Source organism: Trujillonella endophytica (assembly GCF_900110555.1).
Taxonomy (GTDB): domain Bacteria; phylum Actinomycetota; class Actinomycetes; order Mycobacteriales; family Geodermatophilaceae; genus Trujillonella; species Trujillonella endophytica.
Genome location: NZ_FOEE01000011.1, coordinates 36,309 through 50,970, shown reverse-complemented (window position 1 = coordinate 50,970; position 14,662 = coordinate 36,309). Strand labels below are relative to the sequence as shown.

General features: G+C 73.1%; 13 protein-coding genes. 9 read left to right on the top strand and 4 right to left on the bottom strand.

From position 1 onward, the window contains the following. Positions 1 to 64 precede the first annotated feature (64 nt). From BMY88_RS16715 to BMY88_RS16705, 3 genes are all read right to left on the bottom strand, one after another. Positions 65 to 832, bottom strand: a complete 768-nt coding sequence (locus BMY88_RS16715) for a hypothetical protein (protein WP_091945990.1) — start codon at positions 830 to 832, stop codon at positions 65 to 67. Between the two features lie 173 nt (positions 833 to 1,005). After that, positions 1,006 to 2,085 carry an inositol-3-phosphate synthase gene (locus BMY88_RS16710; protein WP_091945987.1) on the bottom strand — a complete coding sequence of 360 codons (1,080 nt, stop codon included), beginning with the start codon at positions 2,083 to 2,085 and terminating at the stop codon, positions 1,006 to 1,008. A 73-nt stretch (positions 2,086 to 2,158) separates the two neighbouring features. Next, complete coding sequence (locus BMY88_RS16705; protein WP_091945984.1) at positions 2,159 to 2,770, bottom strand: PadR family transcriptional regulator; 612 nt, start codon at positions 2,768 to 2,770, stop codon at positions 2,159 to 2,161. A gap of 166 nt (positions 2,771 to 2,936) precedes the next feature. On the opposite strand from BMY88_RS16705, the gene BMY88_RS16700 reads away from it, so the two are divergent. The 3 genes from BMY88_RS16700 to BMY88_RS16690 all read left to right on the top strand — a co-directional run bounded on the left by BMY88_RS16700 (position 2,937) and on the right by BMY88_RS16690 (position 7,552). After that, complete coding sequence (locus tag BMY88_RS16700; protein ID WP_091946305.1) at positions 2,937 to 3,353, top strand: DUF5318 family protein; 417 nt, start codon at positions 2,937 to 2,939, stop codon at positions 3,351 to 3,353. A 168-nt stretch (positions 3,354 to 3,521) separates the two neighbouring features. Next, positions 3,522 to 5,972 (top strand): transglycosylase domain-containing protein, encoded by a 2,451-nt coding sequence (locus tag BMY88_RS16695; protein ID WP_244524735.1) that lies wholly within the window; start codon positions 3,522 to 3,524, stop codon positions 5,970 to 5,972. Between the two features lie 20 nt (positions 5,973 to 5,992). Then, positions 5,993 to 7,552 carry a glycosyltransferase family 87 protein gene (locus tag BMY88_RS16690; RefSeq protein ID WP_244524734.1) on the top strand — a complete coding sequence of 520 codons (1,560 nt, stop codon included), beginning with the start codon at positions 5,993 to 5,995 and terminating at the stop codon, positions 7,550 to 7,552. On the opposite strand, the gene BMY88_RS16685 is transcribed toward BMY88_RS16690, so the two are convergent. Continuing rightward, positions 7,549 to 8,361, bottom strand: a complete 813-nt coding sequence (locus BMY88_RS16685; RefSeq protein ID WP_211435694.1) for a deoxyribonuclease IV — start codon at positions 8,359 to 8,361, stop codon at positions 7,549 to 7,551. The genes BMY88_RS16690 and BMY88_RS16685 overlap by 4 nt on opposite strands. A gap of 118 nt (positions 8,362 to 8,479) precedes the next feature. On the opposite strand from BMY88_RS16685, the gene BMY88_RS16680 reads away from it, so the two are divergent. The 6 genes from BMY88_RS16680 to dnaB all read left to right on the top strand — a co-directional run bounded on the left by BMY88_RS16680 (position 8,480) and on the right by dnaB (position 14,618). Then, positions 8,480 to 9,547, top strand: coding sequence for a hypothetical protein (locus tag BMY88_RS16680; protein WP_091945976.1), 1,068 nt, complete (start codon positions 8,480 to 8,482; stop codon positions 9,545 to 9,547). A gap of 220 nt (positions 9,548 to 9,767) precedes the next feature. After that, positions 9,768 to 10,058: a 30S ribosomal protein S6 gene (rpsF, locus tag BMY88_RS16675; RefSeq protein ID WP_091945974.1), complete on the top strand. Its 291-nt coding sequence runs from the start codon at positions 9,768 to 9,770 to the stop codon at positions 10,056 to 10,058. Between the two features lie 2 nt (positions 10,059 to 10,060). Further along, entirely contained in the window at positions 10,061 to 10,567 is a 507-nt protein-coding gene (locus BMY88_RS16670) for a single-stranded DNA-binding protein (protein WP_091945971.1), read from the top strand. Positions 10,568 to 10,667: 100 nt separating this feature from the next. After that, positions 10,668 to 10,904 carry a 30S ribosomal protein S18 gene (rpsR, locus tag BMY88_RS16665; RefSeq protein ID WP_026856604.1) on the top strand — a complete coding sequence of 79 codons (237 nt, stop codon included), beginning with the start codon at positions 10,668 to 10,670 and terminating at the stop codon, positions 10,902 to 10,904. Between the two features lies 1 nt (position 10,905). Further along, a complete protein-coding gene (rplI, locus tag BMY88_RS16660) occupies positions 10,906 to 11,361 on the top strand; it encodes a 50S ribosomal protein L9 (protein WP_244524733.1) in 456 nt (151 codons plus the stop codon). Positions 11,362 to 12,005: 644 nt separating this feature from the next. Beyond that, positions 12,006 to 14,618, top strand: a complete 2,613-nt coding sequence (gene dnaB / locus BMY88_RS16655; RefSeq protein ID WP_091945968.1) for a replicative DNA helicase — start codon at positions 12,006 to 12,008, stop codon at positions 14,616 to 14,618. Positions 14,619 to 14,662: the final 44 nt, after the last annotated feature.

The window sequence follows — 14,662 nt, the reverse complement described above, 5'->3', positions numbered from 1 at the left end:
GGGCGGTCTGGGGAAGAGGCCGCCCCTTCCCGCACGTCCGGGCCCGGTCGGCTCGGGGTTCGCCTCAGAGGCCGACGGCGGCCAGCAGCGCCGGTTGCGCCGCGCCGTCCACCGTCTCCTCGTCCGCCGGCGGCGCGATGTCCCGCGGCCCGTGGTCGCTGAGCGAGACGGTGACCCGCGACTCCTGCCCCGGCAGGCCGGTGACGTACTGCAGGAGCAGGTCCGTGGAGCCGTCGACCGCGACCGTCCAGCCGGTCGGGGAGGCGAAGACCGTGCTCAGCCGGCCGTCGATGGAGCGCTGCCCCTCCCAGCTGTAGTCGCCGGCGCGGAACACCCCGGGGTCGTCGCCCTCGGGCGCGGACAGGTTCAGCACCAGCCGGACCAGGACGTCGGTCAGCGGTGCGCTGGCCTCCTCCCCCTCGGGGGCGAGGGGACGGCGGACGTAGCCGGCCGGCGGCAGGCCCGCGGCCTCGAGCGCCTCGGCCAGGCCCGGCACGTCGCCGAACCACACCCGGTCGGCGGTGAAGAACACCGTCCGCACCTGCTCGGCGCCCCCGGCGCTGGTGACGGCCTGCGCCCGGCCGACGTCGTCGGTGTAGTCCACCTCGCCGGTCAGTGTCAGCAGTGCGTCCTCGCCGTAGGGGGCGGTGACGACGAAGTCCGCCCCGCCTTCCTCGGTGTTGCGGGCGAGCAGGCCGGCGAGCACGTCGGCCTCGGCCTCGCTGACCGCGTCGCCCTCCTGCCGCTCGCCGTCGTCCGAGCAGGCGGCGAGCCCGGGGAGCACGGCCAGCACCACGCCCGCGGCCAGCAGGGGACGGCGGCGCGGCGGCATGGGCGTCAGCGTAGGCAGCAACGTGCGGGCGGCCCGGCGCACACGCGGAACGCGACGGGGCCGGGCCCCGGGAACGACGAGAGGACCTCCCTGCCCCCGCCGCGCGCAAGCTCGCGGTGGGCCCCCACCGGGGGGCGGGCAGAGAGGTCCTCGTCGTGTGGAGCGCGCGGCTGCTAGCGCTCGATGTCGCCGCGGATGAAGGCCTCCACGGCGTCACGGGCCTGGCTGTCGTCGTACTGGACCGGCGGCGACTTCATGAAGTAGGACGACGCCGACAGGATCGGGCCGCCGATGCCGCGGTCCTTGGCGATCTTCGCCGCGCGGACGGCGTCGATGATGATGCCGGCCGAGTTCGGGGAGTCCCAGACCTCGAGCTTGTACTCGAGGCTCAGCGGGACGTCACCGAACGCGCGGCCCTCGAGGCGGACGTAGGCCCACTTGCGGTCGCTCAGCCACGGCACGTGGTCCGAGGGGCCGATGTGGACGTTGTCCTTGCCCATGTCCCGGTCGACCTGGCTGGTGACGGCCTGGGTCTTGGAGATCTTCTTGGACTCCAGGCGCTCGCGCTCGAGCATGTTCTTGAAGTCCATGTTGCCGCCGACGTTGAGCTGCATCGTGCGGTCGAGCTGGACACCGCGGTCCTCGAACAGCTTCGCCAGCACCCGGTGGGTGATGGTGGCGCCGACCTGGCTCTTGATGTCGTCGCCGACGATCGGCACGCCCGCGGCGGTGAACTTGTCCGCCCACTCCTTGGTGCCCGCGATGAAGACCGGGAGGGCGTTCACGAACGCGACCCCGGCGTCGAGGGCGGCCTGCGCGTAGAACTCCGCCGCCTTCTGCGATCCCACCGGCAGGTAGCAGACGAGCACGTCGGCGCCGGACTCGCGCAGCGCGGCGACGACGTCCACCGGCTGGTCGTCGGACTCCTCGATGGTCTCGCGGTAGTACTTGCCGAGGCCGTCGAGCGTGGTGCCCCGCTGGACGGGGATCCCGAGCGGCGGCACGTCGCAGATCTTGATGGTGTTGTTCTCGCTGGCGACGATCGCCTCGGAGAGGTCGCGACCGACCTTCTTGGCGTCCACGTCGAACGCGGCGACGAACTGCACGTCGGAGACGTGGTACTCGCCGAAGCGGACGTGCATGAGGCCGGGGACCGAGGCGCTCTCGTCGGCGTCCCGGTAGTAGTGCACGCCCTGCACGAGCGACGCGGCGCAGTTGCCGACGCCGACGATGGCGACCTTGACGGCTCCCATGAGCTTCCTCTCTCCGTTGGACCCGGGGGTCCGGCTGTGTGTGCGGGGCGGGTGTCCGCCCCCGGGCACCGGGTCAGTGCGTGCGACCGTCATCCGCGGCCGTGCCGTCCCGGTGCTCCCTGTCTGTGGGCGCGCTCTCGGTGAGCTCCCTGTCGATGAGCTCCGAGAGCCAGCGGACCTCCCGGTCCACCGACTCGAGCCCGTGGCGCTGCAGTTCCAGCGTGTAGCGGTCGACCCGCTCGCGGGTCCGCCCCAGCGAGGACCGCAGGCCCTCCCGCTGCCGTTCCACCGTGCGCCTGCGGCCCTCGAGGATCCGCAGCCGCACGTCCGCGGCGGTGTGCCGGAAGAAGGCCAGGTGGACGCCGAAGTGGCCTCCGTCGTCGTACGCCTCCGGGCCGGCCTGGCTGACCAGTTCCTGGAAGCGCTCCTTGCCCTCCGCGGTGATCGTGTAGACCACCTTTCCCCGGCGGCCGGTGAGCGGCGGTGCGTCCGCCGGCAGCAGCTCCCCCGGGCCGGGTTCGACGGTGGTGACGAGCCCGGCCTTGTGGAGCCGCTTCAACGCGGGGTACAGCGAGCCGTAGGAGATGCTGCGCAGGCCGCCGAGGACCGAGGCGAGCTGCTTGCGCAGCTCGTATCCGTGCATCGGTGACTGTTGCAGCAGGCCCAGGATGGCGAACTCGAGCACTCCGCCCCCCAGGCCCTCTGCCGGTCGATGTATCGAGACGATACATCGGGGAGTGCGCGGGAGGCCACCATCCGGTCACCCGCGAGTGGCGTGGCGTCCGCCACGGACGACGGGGTGGGCCGTCCGGAGCCTCCGCCGCGTGCCGGTGCGTGCGTACCCTGGCGCGGTGCCCGGACGACGATCTGTCGTGGACTACTCGCTGCGGCGGCGTGCCGTCCTCGCCGCGGTGCAGACCGGGCGCACCAGCCTCTACGAGGTCTGCGACGCCGGTCCGTACCTGACCCGGGCGGCGCGGCACCACGGCGACCGGACCGAGGAGACCTGCCCGGTCTGCCGGGGACACCGGCTCACGACCGTGAGCTACGTCTACGGCGACGGGCTCGGGCACGTGTCCGGTTCGGCCAAGACGCACGCCGAACTGGCCCGGATGGACACCATGCAGGAGGAGTTCACCGTGTACGAGGTCGAGGTGTGCCGGGCATGCGGCTGGAACCACCTGGACTGCTCGTACGTGCTCGGTGTCGAACCCGAGCCCGGCCGCCAGTCGCGGCGCCCCCGCCGCCGGGCGGCGACGGAGCAGTAGCGGCGCCGGGAACACCCCGACCCCGGTCGCGTCGTTGTACCGGGCCGGACCGGGGCGTGCCCGTCGCAACGCCGTCGACATCCCCCGCTCGCACAGTCGAACACGCCACTCTGGGTAGTGGGACGTAACCGTCCCGTCCCACACGACAGTCAGGAAGGGGCTTCCTTCGTGCCCTCCCACGACGAGACGTCACCGGTCGGCCCAGCGGCCGGCTCCGTCCGCCGGCCTCCCCCCGCCCGCCCCGGCGGGCCCACCCGGGCCCGGACGACGGCGTCGCGCACCGGGTCCTCGGGCTCCGGTGGCAACCGCCCGCCCGGCTCCGGGTCCGGCGGCGGCCGGCCACCCGGCCCGGGCGGCAACGGTGGCGGGGGCAGGGGCTCCGGCGGGGGTGGCGGGAAGGGCGGCCGCAAGGGCGGGCCCACCCGCACGAAGAAGCAGCGCCGTCGCCGCAGGCTCAAGATCCTCGCCGGCGTGGTGGCGGGCATGTTCGTGCTGCTCGCCGTCTTCGTCGGCGTCGTCTACGCGACGACGGAGGTGCCCGACCCCAACAGCGTGCAGAACGCGCAGACGACGGTCGTCTACTACTCCGACGGCACCACCGAGATGGCGCGCCTGGGTGACGAGAACCGCACCAACGTCACCCTCGACCAGGTGTCGGAGCCGGCCCGCAACGCGATCCTCGCCGCGGAGAACCGCGACTTCTACTCCGACCCGGGCATCTCGTTCACCGGCATCGTCCGGGCGGCGTGGAACAACGTCACCGGCGGCTCCACGCAGGGCGGCTCGACGATCACCCAGCAGTACGTCAAGAACGCCTTCCTGACGTCGGAGCAGACGTTCAGCCGCAAGTTCCAGGAGCTCTTCCTGGCCATCAAGCTGGACAACGAGTACTCGAAGGACGAGATCCTCGAGAACTACCTCAACACCATCTACTTCGGCCGCGGTGCGTACGGCATCGAGGCCGCGGCCAACACCTTCTTCGGCGTGCCGGCGAGCGCGCTGACCGCCGAGCAGGGCGCCGTGCTCTCGGTGCTGATCCGCAACCCCTCCAACAACGACCCCGAGGTGAACCCGGAGGGTTCGCTGGGCCGGTGGGAGCGCGTCATGGACGCGATGGAGGAGGAGGGCTGGGTCACCGCCGAGCAGCGCTCCGCCGCGGTGTACCCGACGGTCCTGCCGCGCACCGACAGCAGCCTGGGCATCCCCGGCGGCCCGGAGGGGCTCGTCGTCCGGCAGGCGCTGGACGAGCTGCGGGCCAAGGGCTACACGGAGCAGCAGATCTTCGCCGGTGGCCTGCGCATCACCACCACGATCGACAAGCCGGCGCAGGACGCCGCGCTCGCCGCGGTCACCGACGTCATGGAGGGCGAGCCGGAGAACCTGCGCCAGGCGCTGGTCGCGATCGATCCGCGGACCGGCGCCGTCCGGGCGTACTACGGGGGCCTCAACGGCACCGGCACCGACTACGCGCAGGCGCAGCGCCAGCCGGGCTCGTCGATGAAGCCCTACGTGCTGGCCACCGCGCTGCAGCAGGGCATCGGGATCGAGTCGCGGCGCGACGGGTCGTCCCCGCAGACCTTCCCCGACCGCGACGCCCCGGTGCGCAACTCGGGCGGGGCCTCGTGCGGCAACTGCACGCTGGCCGAGGCGATGACCCGCTCGCTCAACACCACGTTCTACGGGCTGGCGTACGAGGTCGGCGCCGAGAACGTGCGGGCGACGGCGCTCGCGGCCACCGGGCTGCCCGAGTCCTGGCAGGGGGGCCTGCTGGAGGGCGCCACGACCCTGGCCAACGCCGACGGCTCCACCGGTGCGGCGATCGGCATCGGCGAGTACGAGATGCGCACCATCGACCAGGCGCACGGCTTCGCCACCCTCGCCGCCGGCGGCGTGGAGCGCAGCCCGTACTTCGTCGCGCGGGTCACCGACACCTCCGGTGCGGTGCTCCTGGAGTACGGCGGCGACCCCGGCGAGCAGGCCGTCCCGGGCGACGTCGCCAACGACACGACGGTCGCGATGCTGGACGTCGCCGACTACTCCCGCCGCACGCTGGACGGCGACCGCCCCGTGGCCAGCAAGACCGGTACCCAGGGCCTGAACGCCACCGACAACAGCGACGCCTGGATGGTGGGCTACACCCCGTCGCTGTCGACGGCGGTGTGGATGGGCACCGACGTGCGGGACCCGATCGTGAACGCCTCGGGGTCGATCATCTACGGCGCCGGCCTCCCGGGCGCGATCTGGCAGCAGTTCATGGACACGGTGCTCGCCGGCACGCCCGAGGAGCCGCTGCCCACCGAGGCGGTGATCGACGCCGACCGCGAGGGCCCGCCGGCGACGGAGACCGCGCCGCCGACCTCGGAGGCCCCGGCGACGGAGTCGGCCCCGCCCACGAGCTCGGCACCGGCGCCGGAGACCGAGGTGGAGGAGGCCCCGGAGACCTCGGTGACGCCCACCACCCCCTCGTCGCCGTCGTCCTCCTCCCCCGTCCCGCCCGTGGTCCCACCGGTAGGCGGCAGCACCGCGCCCGCGCCCGGCACCGTGCTGCCGCCAGGCGGCGGCGGTGGTGGTTTCGGCAACAACGGCGGCGGTCAGCAGCAGCCGAACACCGGCGGCTGACGGCCCGGCAGACTGGGCGCGTGACCGGCGCCGCGCACCCCACGGACCCCTCGGACAGCTCTGCTGCCGGGGGGTCCGTGCGGTGGCGCGAGCCGGCGGCGGCCGCCGTCGCCGACCGGCCGGACCGGGTGGTGCCGACCTGGAGCGACCCGGTCGCCGCGCAGGCCGGCGAGGCCGTCGGAGGTCCCTGGGGCCGGCACGGCGTCATCGGCCGGGCGCTGTTCTGGACGCCCCTGCGGGTCTGCCTGCTGTTCACCTCGGCGGTGCTCGCGCTGGCCTGGACGAAGCAGGCGCCCTGCTCCGCGGGCATGTGGTCGGGCCAGCGTCAGTACACGCACTTCTGCTACAACGACGCGGTTCCGCTGTTCGGGGTGCACGGGCTCGACGGGGGCGCCGTGCCCTATCTGGACTCCGCAGTCGAGTACCCGGTGCTGACCGGTGGGCTGATGGCCGTGGCGGCGGGCCTGGCCCGGGCCTACGGCGAGGTCTCCGGCGCCCAGGGCTTCCTGCCGGGCTTCCCCGACGTGCAGGTCTACTACGTCGTCACCTGCCTGCTGCTGACGCTCCTGGCCTTCGTGGTCACCCGCACCGTCATGGCGCTCGCCGGCCGCCGCCCGTGGGACACCGCGATGGTGGCCCTCTCGCCCCTGCTGCTGGTGCACGCCTTCACCAACTGGGACCTGCTGGCCGTCGCGCTGACCGGGCTCGGCATGTGGGCCTGGGCGCGGCAGCGCCAGGTGCTGGCCGGCGTGCTGCTGGGGCTGGCGGTGGCGGCGAAGTTCTATCCGCTGCTGGTGCTGGGCGCGCTGCTGCTGCTCTGCCTCCGGGCGGGTACCTGGCGCCCGTGGCTGCGCACCGCGGGCGCGGCCGCCGTCGCGTGGCTGGCGGTCAACGTGCCGGTGGCGGTGCTCGCCTTCGACAACTGGGCCACGTTCTTCACGTTCAGCCGCACCCGGCCGGCCAATCCGGAGACGCTGTGGAACCTGGTGATCACCCTCACCGACGGGCGGGCCTTCGACGGACCGCTCGCCGAGGGGCAGTCGCCCTCGGTGCTCAACACCGTGATCGCCGTCGCCCTGCTGGCCTACGGGTCGGGGGTCGCTTGGCTGACCCTCGCGGCCCCGGTGCGGCCCCGGGTGGCGCAGGTGGCCTTCCTGCTCGTGGCCGGCTTCCTGCTGCTGAACAAGGTGTGGAGCCCGCAGTTCTCGCTCTGGCTGCTCCCGCTGGCCGTGCTCGCCCGGCCGCGCTGGAGGTCGCTGCTGCTGTGGCAGGCCGCCGAGGCGCTGGTCTGGGTGGTCACGATGCTCTGGTACCTGGGGTCGGCGAACCGCGGCATCGACGAGGAGTGGTTCTGGATCGGCGTGCTGGGCCGCGACGCCGCGCTGGTCGTGCTCGTTGCGCTCGTCGTGCACGAGGTCTGGCGGCCCGACCACGACGTCGTCCGCGCGAGCTGGCGCGGCGTCGACGACCCGGCCGGGGGCGTGCTCGACCACGCGCCGGACCGGCTGACCGTCTCGACGATCGCCGCCCGCCTGCGGCGGAAGCCCCTTCCGGCCGGGACCGGCGTGGACGGCTCCTAGGCCAGCGCCTCCCGCAGCATCGCGACCTCCTCGGCGTGGGCGGCGGCGTCGCCCGGGGTCTCGAGCACGATCGCGGCGTCGGCGGCGCGCGCGACGGCCAGCAGCACCTCGGTCGGGATCTCGCCGCCGACCAGGGGTGCGTGCCGGTCCCGGCTGGAGCCGGCCGGGTCGCGGCTGTTGTTGAGGTGGACGACGTCGATGCGGCCGGTGATCGCGCGGACGTCGTCCACCGCCGTCTCCAGGTCCCAGCCGGCCGCCCAGGCGTGGCAGGTGTCGAGCACGAAGCCGGCGCCGAACTCGCCGATGCCCTCCCACAGCCGGGCGAGGGCGTCGAGGTCGCGGGCCATGGCGTTGCCGCCGCCGGCGGTGTTCTCCACCAGCAGCGGAACGGGGAAGCCGCCGGCCTCGGCCTGCCGCGAGAAGGTCTTGCGCCAGTTGTCGACACCGACCGCCGGGTCCTCGCCGGCCAGCACGTGCCCGCCGTGCACGACCAGGCCCAGGGCGCCCACCGCCGCCGCTGCCTGCGCGTGCTGGCCGAGCAGCTTGCGGCTGGGGATGCGGATCCGGTTGTTGGTCGTGGCCACGTTGAGCACGTACGGGGCATGGACGACGACGGCGACGTCGCCCTCGCGCAGCGCGTCGGCGTCCGGACGCGGCACCGGCGCCTTCCAGCCCTGCGGGTCGCCGAGGAAGACCTGCACGCCGTCGGCGTCCATCTCCGCCGCACGGGCCATCGGCCCGCCGTCGACGAGCTCGTTCTCCTCGGTCAGGCCGGGGCCGACGTGTACACCGATCGGGTGGGTCGCCACGGCCGCGACAGTAGTTCGGGGGTACGACGAGGTTTGGGCGTAACCGCGGACACACATCCTCGTTCTGCACCGGGCGGGGGTTACTCCCCGGTAACTCGACGGAGGGTGTGCCGAGGACATGGCGAGCGGTCGGATCCGGCGCAGCGCCCGCAGGGGGCCGGCCGGGGCGCTGCTGCTCTGGCTGGTCCTCCTGGCCGCCGCGGTGCTCGCGGCACCGGGCGCGAGCGCCGATCCCGACGGCCGGGTCGGCCCCGCGGTCGAGATCCCGATCCGGGACCTGACACCGCCGTACGTGTCGGTCGACGACGGCGACACGGTGCGCTTCGTCAACCAGATCCAGGACAAGACGGTGCAGGTCGGCGGCGGCGGCCTCCTGCCCACCCTGATCAGCGTCACGGTGCGCACCGAGGTCACGCTGACGATGCCGTCGGGCACGCGGGTGCTCCCGCCGGGCGGCTCGTGGGACGAGACCTTCGACCGCGACTGCTCGCTGCCCGGACTGATCGACGTCTGCCTGATCGGCTACACATACCGGCTGCAGAGCAACGCCTCGCTGACCTCGGTGCTGACCGACGCCGTCCTCCGGCTCCTGCCGCCGCTGCCGGTGCCGACGCCGTTCGTGGTGACGACGCTCCCGCTGCCGAACCTGCCCGGCATCAACCTTCCGCGGCTGCCGGTGCTCGACGTCCCGACCCTGCTGCCCGGTGTCGGGGCGGTCGTGCCGCAACTCCTGCCGCAGACGCAGCCGCCGGCCGGACCGGCGGTGCCGCCCGCCGCGCTGCCGGCGCCCGCGGCCGGCCCCTCGGGCATCGACGGCTCGCCCTACGCCTACGACACGGGTACCGGGGCCGCGGCGATGTCACCCGCCGGCTCGGTCGCCGTCGTGCTCGACCTGGCGCGCGTCGTGCCCGCCTCCGGGGCGGGGAGCGCTGCCGGCGGCGGCGGGAGCGGTGGCGCGGCGGGCCGCTACGACGGCGCCTCGGTCCCGGTCTTCGGCCGTCTGTCGGGGCTGGAGGACCCGGCGCTGGACGAGGAGAGCGCCACGAGCGCCGGCCCCGCGGGGGCCGGGGAGCCGACGTTGCCGCTGCCGGCGCTGGTCGCGGTGGTCGCGCTGGCGGCCACGACGGCGGCGCTGGTGCGCACCGGGGCCGGCACCCGCAGCGCGGGGTCGCACCGCTCGCGCTGACGAGTCCTCGGCGGCCGCCGTCCCGGGTCGGGGCCGGCGGCCGGCGCGTGCCCGGACCGGGCTGTGGACGAGGTGGCGGGGCCCGTCGGGTGCGCTGGTAGCCTGTGCGGTGGCGCGTTCCGGATGCCGTTCCACGGGAGCCGGGGCGCGCGACGCATGTACGACCCTCCTGCCGCAGATCCGCTGCGGCCGCCGAGACCAGAGGAGGTGGGGTTTCTCCATGCGCAACTACGAACTGATGGTCATCCTCGACCCCGAGCTCGAGGAGCGCACCATCGCGCCCTCCCTCGACCGGTTCCTGACCGTCGTCACCAACTCCGGTGGCACCGTCGGCAAGGTCGACATCTGGGGCCGTCGCCGGCTCGCCTACGAGATCAAGAAGCAGCTCGAGGGCATCTACGCCGTCATCGACATCAACGCCGAGCCCGCGGCCGTGGCCGAGCTCGACCGGCAGCTGAACCTCAACGAGTCGGTGCTCCGCACGAAGCTGATGCGCCCCGAGGCCCACTGACCATGGCCGGCGAGACCGTCATCACCGTCATCGGCAACCTGACCTCGGACCCGGAGCTGCGGTTCACGCCCTCCGGCGCCGCGGTCGCCAACTTCACCGTGGCCTCCACGCCCCGCACCTTCGACCGTCAGTCGCAGGAGTGGAAGGACGGCGAGGCGCTGTTCCTCCGGTGCAACGTGTGGCGTCAGGTGGCCGAGAACGTCGCCGAGTCCCTCACCCGCGGTTCGCGGGTCATCGTCAGCGGGCGGCTCAAGCAGCGCTCGTTCGACACCAAGGAGGGCGAGAAGCGCACCGTCATCGAGCTGGAGGTCGACGAGATCGGCCCCTCGCTGCGCTACGCCACCGCGAAGGTCACCAAGGCCTCCCGCGGTGAGGGTGGCGGCGGCTTCGGTGGCGGCGGCGGTGGTGGCTTCGGTGGCGGAGGCGGCGGGGGTGGTGGCGGCGGCGGTGCCGGCGCCAGCGACCCGTGGTCGACGCCCGCCGGCCCCTCGGACGAGCCTCCGTTCTGAGTAAGGACCCCCTCGCCCCCCACGCCCCGCTCCGCGCGGCGCGGGCCCCTGCGAGGGGGCCATCCACGTTCCTGAACAACGTCGTACCTGGAGAACCCCAGTGCCCAAGCCCCCCATCCGCAAGGTCAAGAAGAAGGTCTGCCAGTTCTGCAAGGACAAGGCGACCTACGTCGACTACAAGGACACGACCCTGCTGCGGAAGTTCATCTCCGACCGCGGCAAGATCCGTGCCCGCCGCGTCAGCGGCAACTGCAGCCAGCACCAGCGTGACGTCGCCGTGGCCGTGAAGAACAGCCGCGAGATGGCACTGCTGCCCTACACCTCCACGGCGCGCTGACATGAGCACGATGAAGCTGATCCTCACGCAGGAGGTCACCGGTCTCGGGTCCTCCGGCGACACCGTCGAGGTCAAGGGCGGCTACGGCCGCAACTACCTCCTGCCCCGCGGGCTGGCCATCAGCGCCACCCGGGGTGCCGAGAAGCAGGTCACGTCGCTGCGCCGAGCGCGTGCCGCCCGCGACGTGCGCAGCCTCGAGGAGGCGCAGGCCGTGGCCGGTCGCCTCACCGGGCTGACCGTGCGCGTGCCGGCCCGCGCCGGCGAGGGTGGCCGCCTGTTCGGGCGCGTCACCACCGCCGACGTGGCCGCGGCCGTGACTGCTGCCGGCGGCCCCGAGCTGGACCGCCGCCGGATCGAGCTGCCCAGCAGCATCAAGACGACCGGCCAGCACCAGGTCACCGTCCGGATCCACCCCGAGGTGGCCAGCACGCTGACGATCGACGTCGTCGCCGCCTGAGGCGCGAGTCGTCCCGCGAGGGGCGTCGGACTTCGGTCCGGCGCCCCTCGCTGCGTTCCGTGGGCTGCCGCGCCCGCTGAGCGCCCCGCTGCGGGGGTCGGGACCGGCAGGGCTCCCCCGGGCCGCGCCGGCCGCAGTCGTGCGCGGCAGCGGCCCGTTCGCGGGGTCGCGGTGGGGTGCGGACGCGCGCGCCCTGCCGCCCGGCCGGCTGTGGACGACGACCGGCGCTGTGACCGCTGGGACGGGTGCGGCACGCGGGCGACACGCCGAGGGACGACACGTCGAGTTCTCCCGTATTTCTCCCGTCCACACCCCGCGCGTCGTCCCCGCGCTGGTCAGGGGCGGGAGAGGCCGGCGACCGCCCCGCCGTCCCCCGCTGTCTCCACATGTCGACACGCCTGTGTCCACCGACTTGTCCACAAGTTGTGCAGAAGTCGACCCACACCGGTGTTGGACGGACCGGTCCGCCGTTCCTAACGTCCTCCTCGCCTACCTGCCCGCGCCGAACTGTCGGTGCCCCGCGGTAGGAACGTCTCGAACGCACGTTCGAGACAGGTGACGAACGTCCTGGTGCTCCCCCACCAGACCCCGGCCGGTGGCCGGGGTCGGTGGCGGGGTGCGCCCGGAGTGGATGGAGGACCGACGTGGCGGTGGCCGACGACTTCAGCCGGCCGCAGGCGACGGCGCCGGCGTACGACCGGCAGCCGCCGCAGGACGTGCAGGCGGAGCAGTCGGTGCTCGGCGGGATGCTGCTGAGCAAGGACGCGATCGCCGACGTCGTGGAGCAGCTGCACGGCAACGACTTCTACCGGCCCGCGCACCAGATCGTCTTCGACTGCATCCTCGACCTCTACGGCCGCGGCGAGCCGGCCGACGCGATCACCGTCGCCGCCGAGCTCAACCGCACCGACCAGCTGTCGAAGATGGGCGGCGCGGTCTACCTGCACACGCTGATCGCCTCGACGCCGACGGCGGCCAACGCCGGCTACTACGCCGCGATCGTCGCCGAGCAGGCGGTGCTGCGGCGGCTGGTCGAGGCCGGCACGCGCGTCGTGCAGCTGGGCTACGGCGCCGCGGGCGGCAAGGGCGACGTCGACGACATCGTCGACCGCGCCCAGCAGGAGATCTACGACGTCACCGAGAAGCGGATGAGCGAGGACTACTCGCGGCTGGAGGACGTCCTCCAGCCGACGATGGACGAGCTCGACGCGATCGCCAGCCGCGGCGGCGTGAGCCGCGGGGTGCCGACCGGCATCCGCGACCTGGACGAATTGACGAACGGTCTGCAGGCCGGGCAGATGATCGTCATCGCGGCGAGGCCCGGCGTGGGCAAGGCCCTCGCCCTCGACACCCCCGTCGCCACCCCGACCGGCTGGACGACGATGGGCGGGATCGCGGTGGGGGACCGCGTTCTGGGATCCGACGGCCGGCCGACCACGGTGGTGGCCGCCACGGACGTGCTGACCGACCGGCCCTGCTACGAGGTGCACTTCTCCGACGGCTCGGTGATCGTGGCCGACGCCCAGCACCAGTGGCTGACCGAGACCCGCGCCAGCCGCCGTTCGGCACACCGGGCGCGCACCGGCTACGACCGCTACCGGAACCAGCGCACCTTCGCCGAGGTGCGCACCACGGAGGAGATCGCCCGCACCGTCCGGTGCGCGACCAAGGACGCGCGGCTCAATCACTCGGTGACGAATGCCGCGCCGCTGGACCTGCCCGACGCCGACCTCCCCTTGCCCCCCTACGCGCTGGGCGTCTGGCTCGGAGACGGCACCTCTGCCGCGGCGCAGTTCACCAGCGCCGACCCGGAGATCGCCGCCTACATCGAGGGCGAGGGCCTGGTGGCCGAGCTGGCGGGTATCGACCGCCGGTACTCGCTCCGCCTCCCTGCGCCCGCCATCGCCCCGCGGTCGTGCCCCGTGTGCGGCGAGGTCTTCGTCCCGCGGACGTCCCAGGTGCAGACCTGTGGCAAGACGTGCGGCGGGCGACTCCGGGCCGCGGGCGGCGTGGGCCAGCAGGCTGCCTGCCCCGACTGCGGGGGTCCCTCCTCGGGGATGGCGCTGTGCCAGCCGTGCCGCGACGACCACGGCACGGTCACGGCGCTGCTGCGCGGCCTGGGCGTGCTCGGGAACAAGCACATCCCGACGTCGTACCTGCGGGCGTCGGTCGGGCAGCGACGCGCGCTGCTGGCGGGGCTGCTCGACACCGACGGCACGGTGGCCCCCAGCGGTGCGGTGCAGTTCGCGGTGACCAGCCGCCGACTGGCCGAGGACGCCCGCGAGCTGATCGCCGGCCTGGGCCACCGGGTGCGGATGAGTACGAAGCGGGTGCGAGGCCGTACCGAGGAGTCCTCGACCTGCTACACGCTGACCTTCAGCACGGACGACGAGGTCTTCCGGCTCGAGCGCAAGAAGCTGCTGCACAAGGAGCGCGGGGCGCGGACCTTCACCGCGCGCGGCGTCCGGTTCATCACCGACGTCCGGCCGATCCCCAGCGTTCCGGTCCGGTGCATCCAGGTGGACGCCGCGGACTCGCTGTTCCTCGCCGGCCGCAGCTTCATCCCGACGCACAACTCCACGCTGGGTCTCGACATCGCACGGTCGGCGGCCATCAAGAACCACCAGGCGACCGTCATCTTCTCGCTCGAGATGAGCAAGCACGAGATCACCATGCGTCTGCTGTCGGCCGAGGCGAAGGTGCCGCTGCACCACATGCGCGCCGGCACGCTCTCGGACGAGGACTGGTCGAAGCTGGCCCGCCGGATGGGCGAGGTGGCCGACGCCCCGCTCTACATCGACGACTCGCCCAACATGACGATGATGGAGATCCGGGCCAAGGCGCGGCGTCTCAAGCAGCGCAACGACCTCAAGCTCGTGGTCATCGACTACCTGCAGCTGATGACGTCGGGCAAGCGGGTCGAGAGTCGCCAGCAGGAGGTCTCGGAGTTCTCCCGTGCCCTCAAGCTCCTGGCCAAGGAGATCGAATGCCCGGTCATCGCCATGTCGCAGCTGAACCGAGGTTCTGAGCAGCGCCAGGACAAGAAGCCGATGCTCTCCGACCTTCGCGAGTCGGGCAGCATCGAGCAGGACGCCGACATGGTGATGATGATTCACAGAGAAGACATGTACGAGAAGGAATCACCGCGGGCCGGCGAGGCCGACATCATGCTGGTCAAGCACCGCAACGGCCCCACGGCCAACGTCACGGTCGCCTTCCAGGGCCACTACAGCCGCTTCGTGGACATGGCCAACTGACCCGGACCAGACCCGCGACGGGCCCGGAGCCACCACGGCTCCGG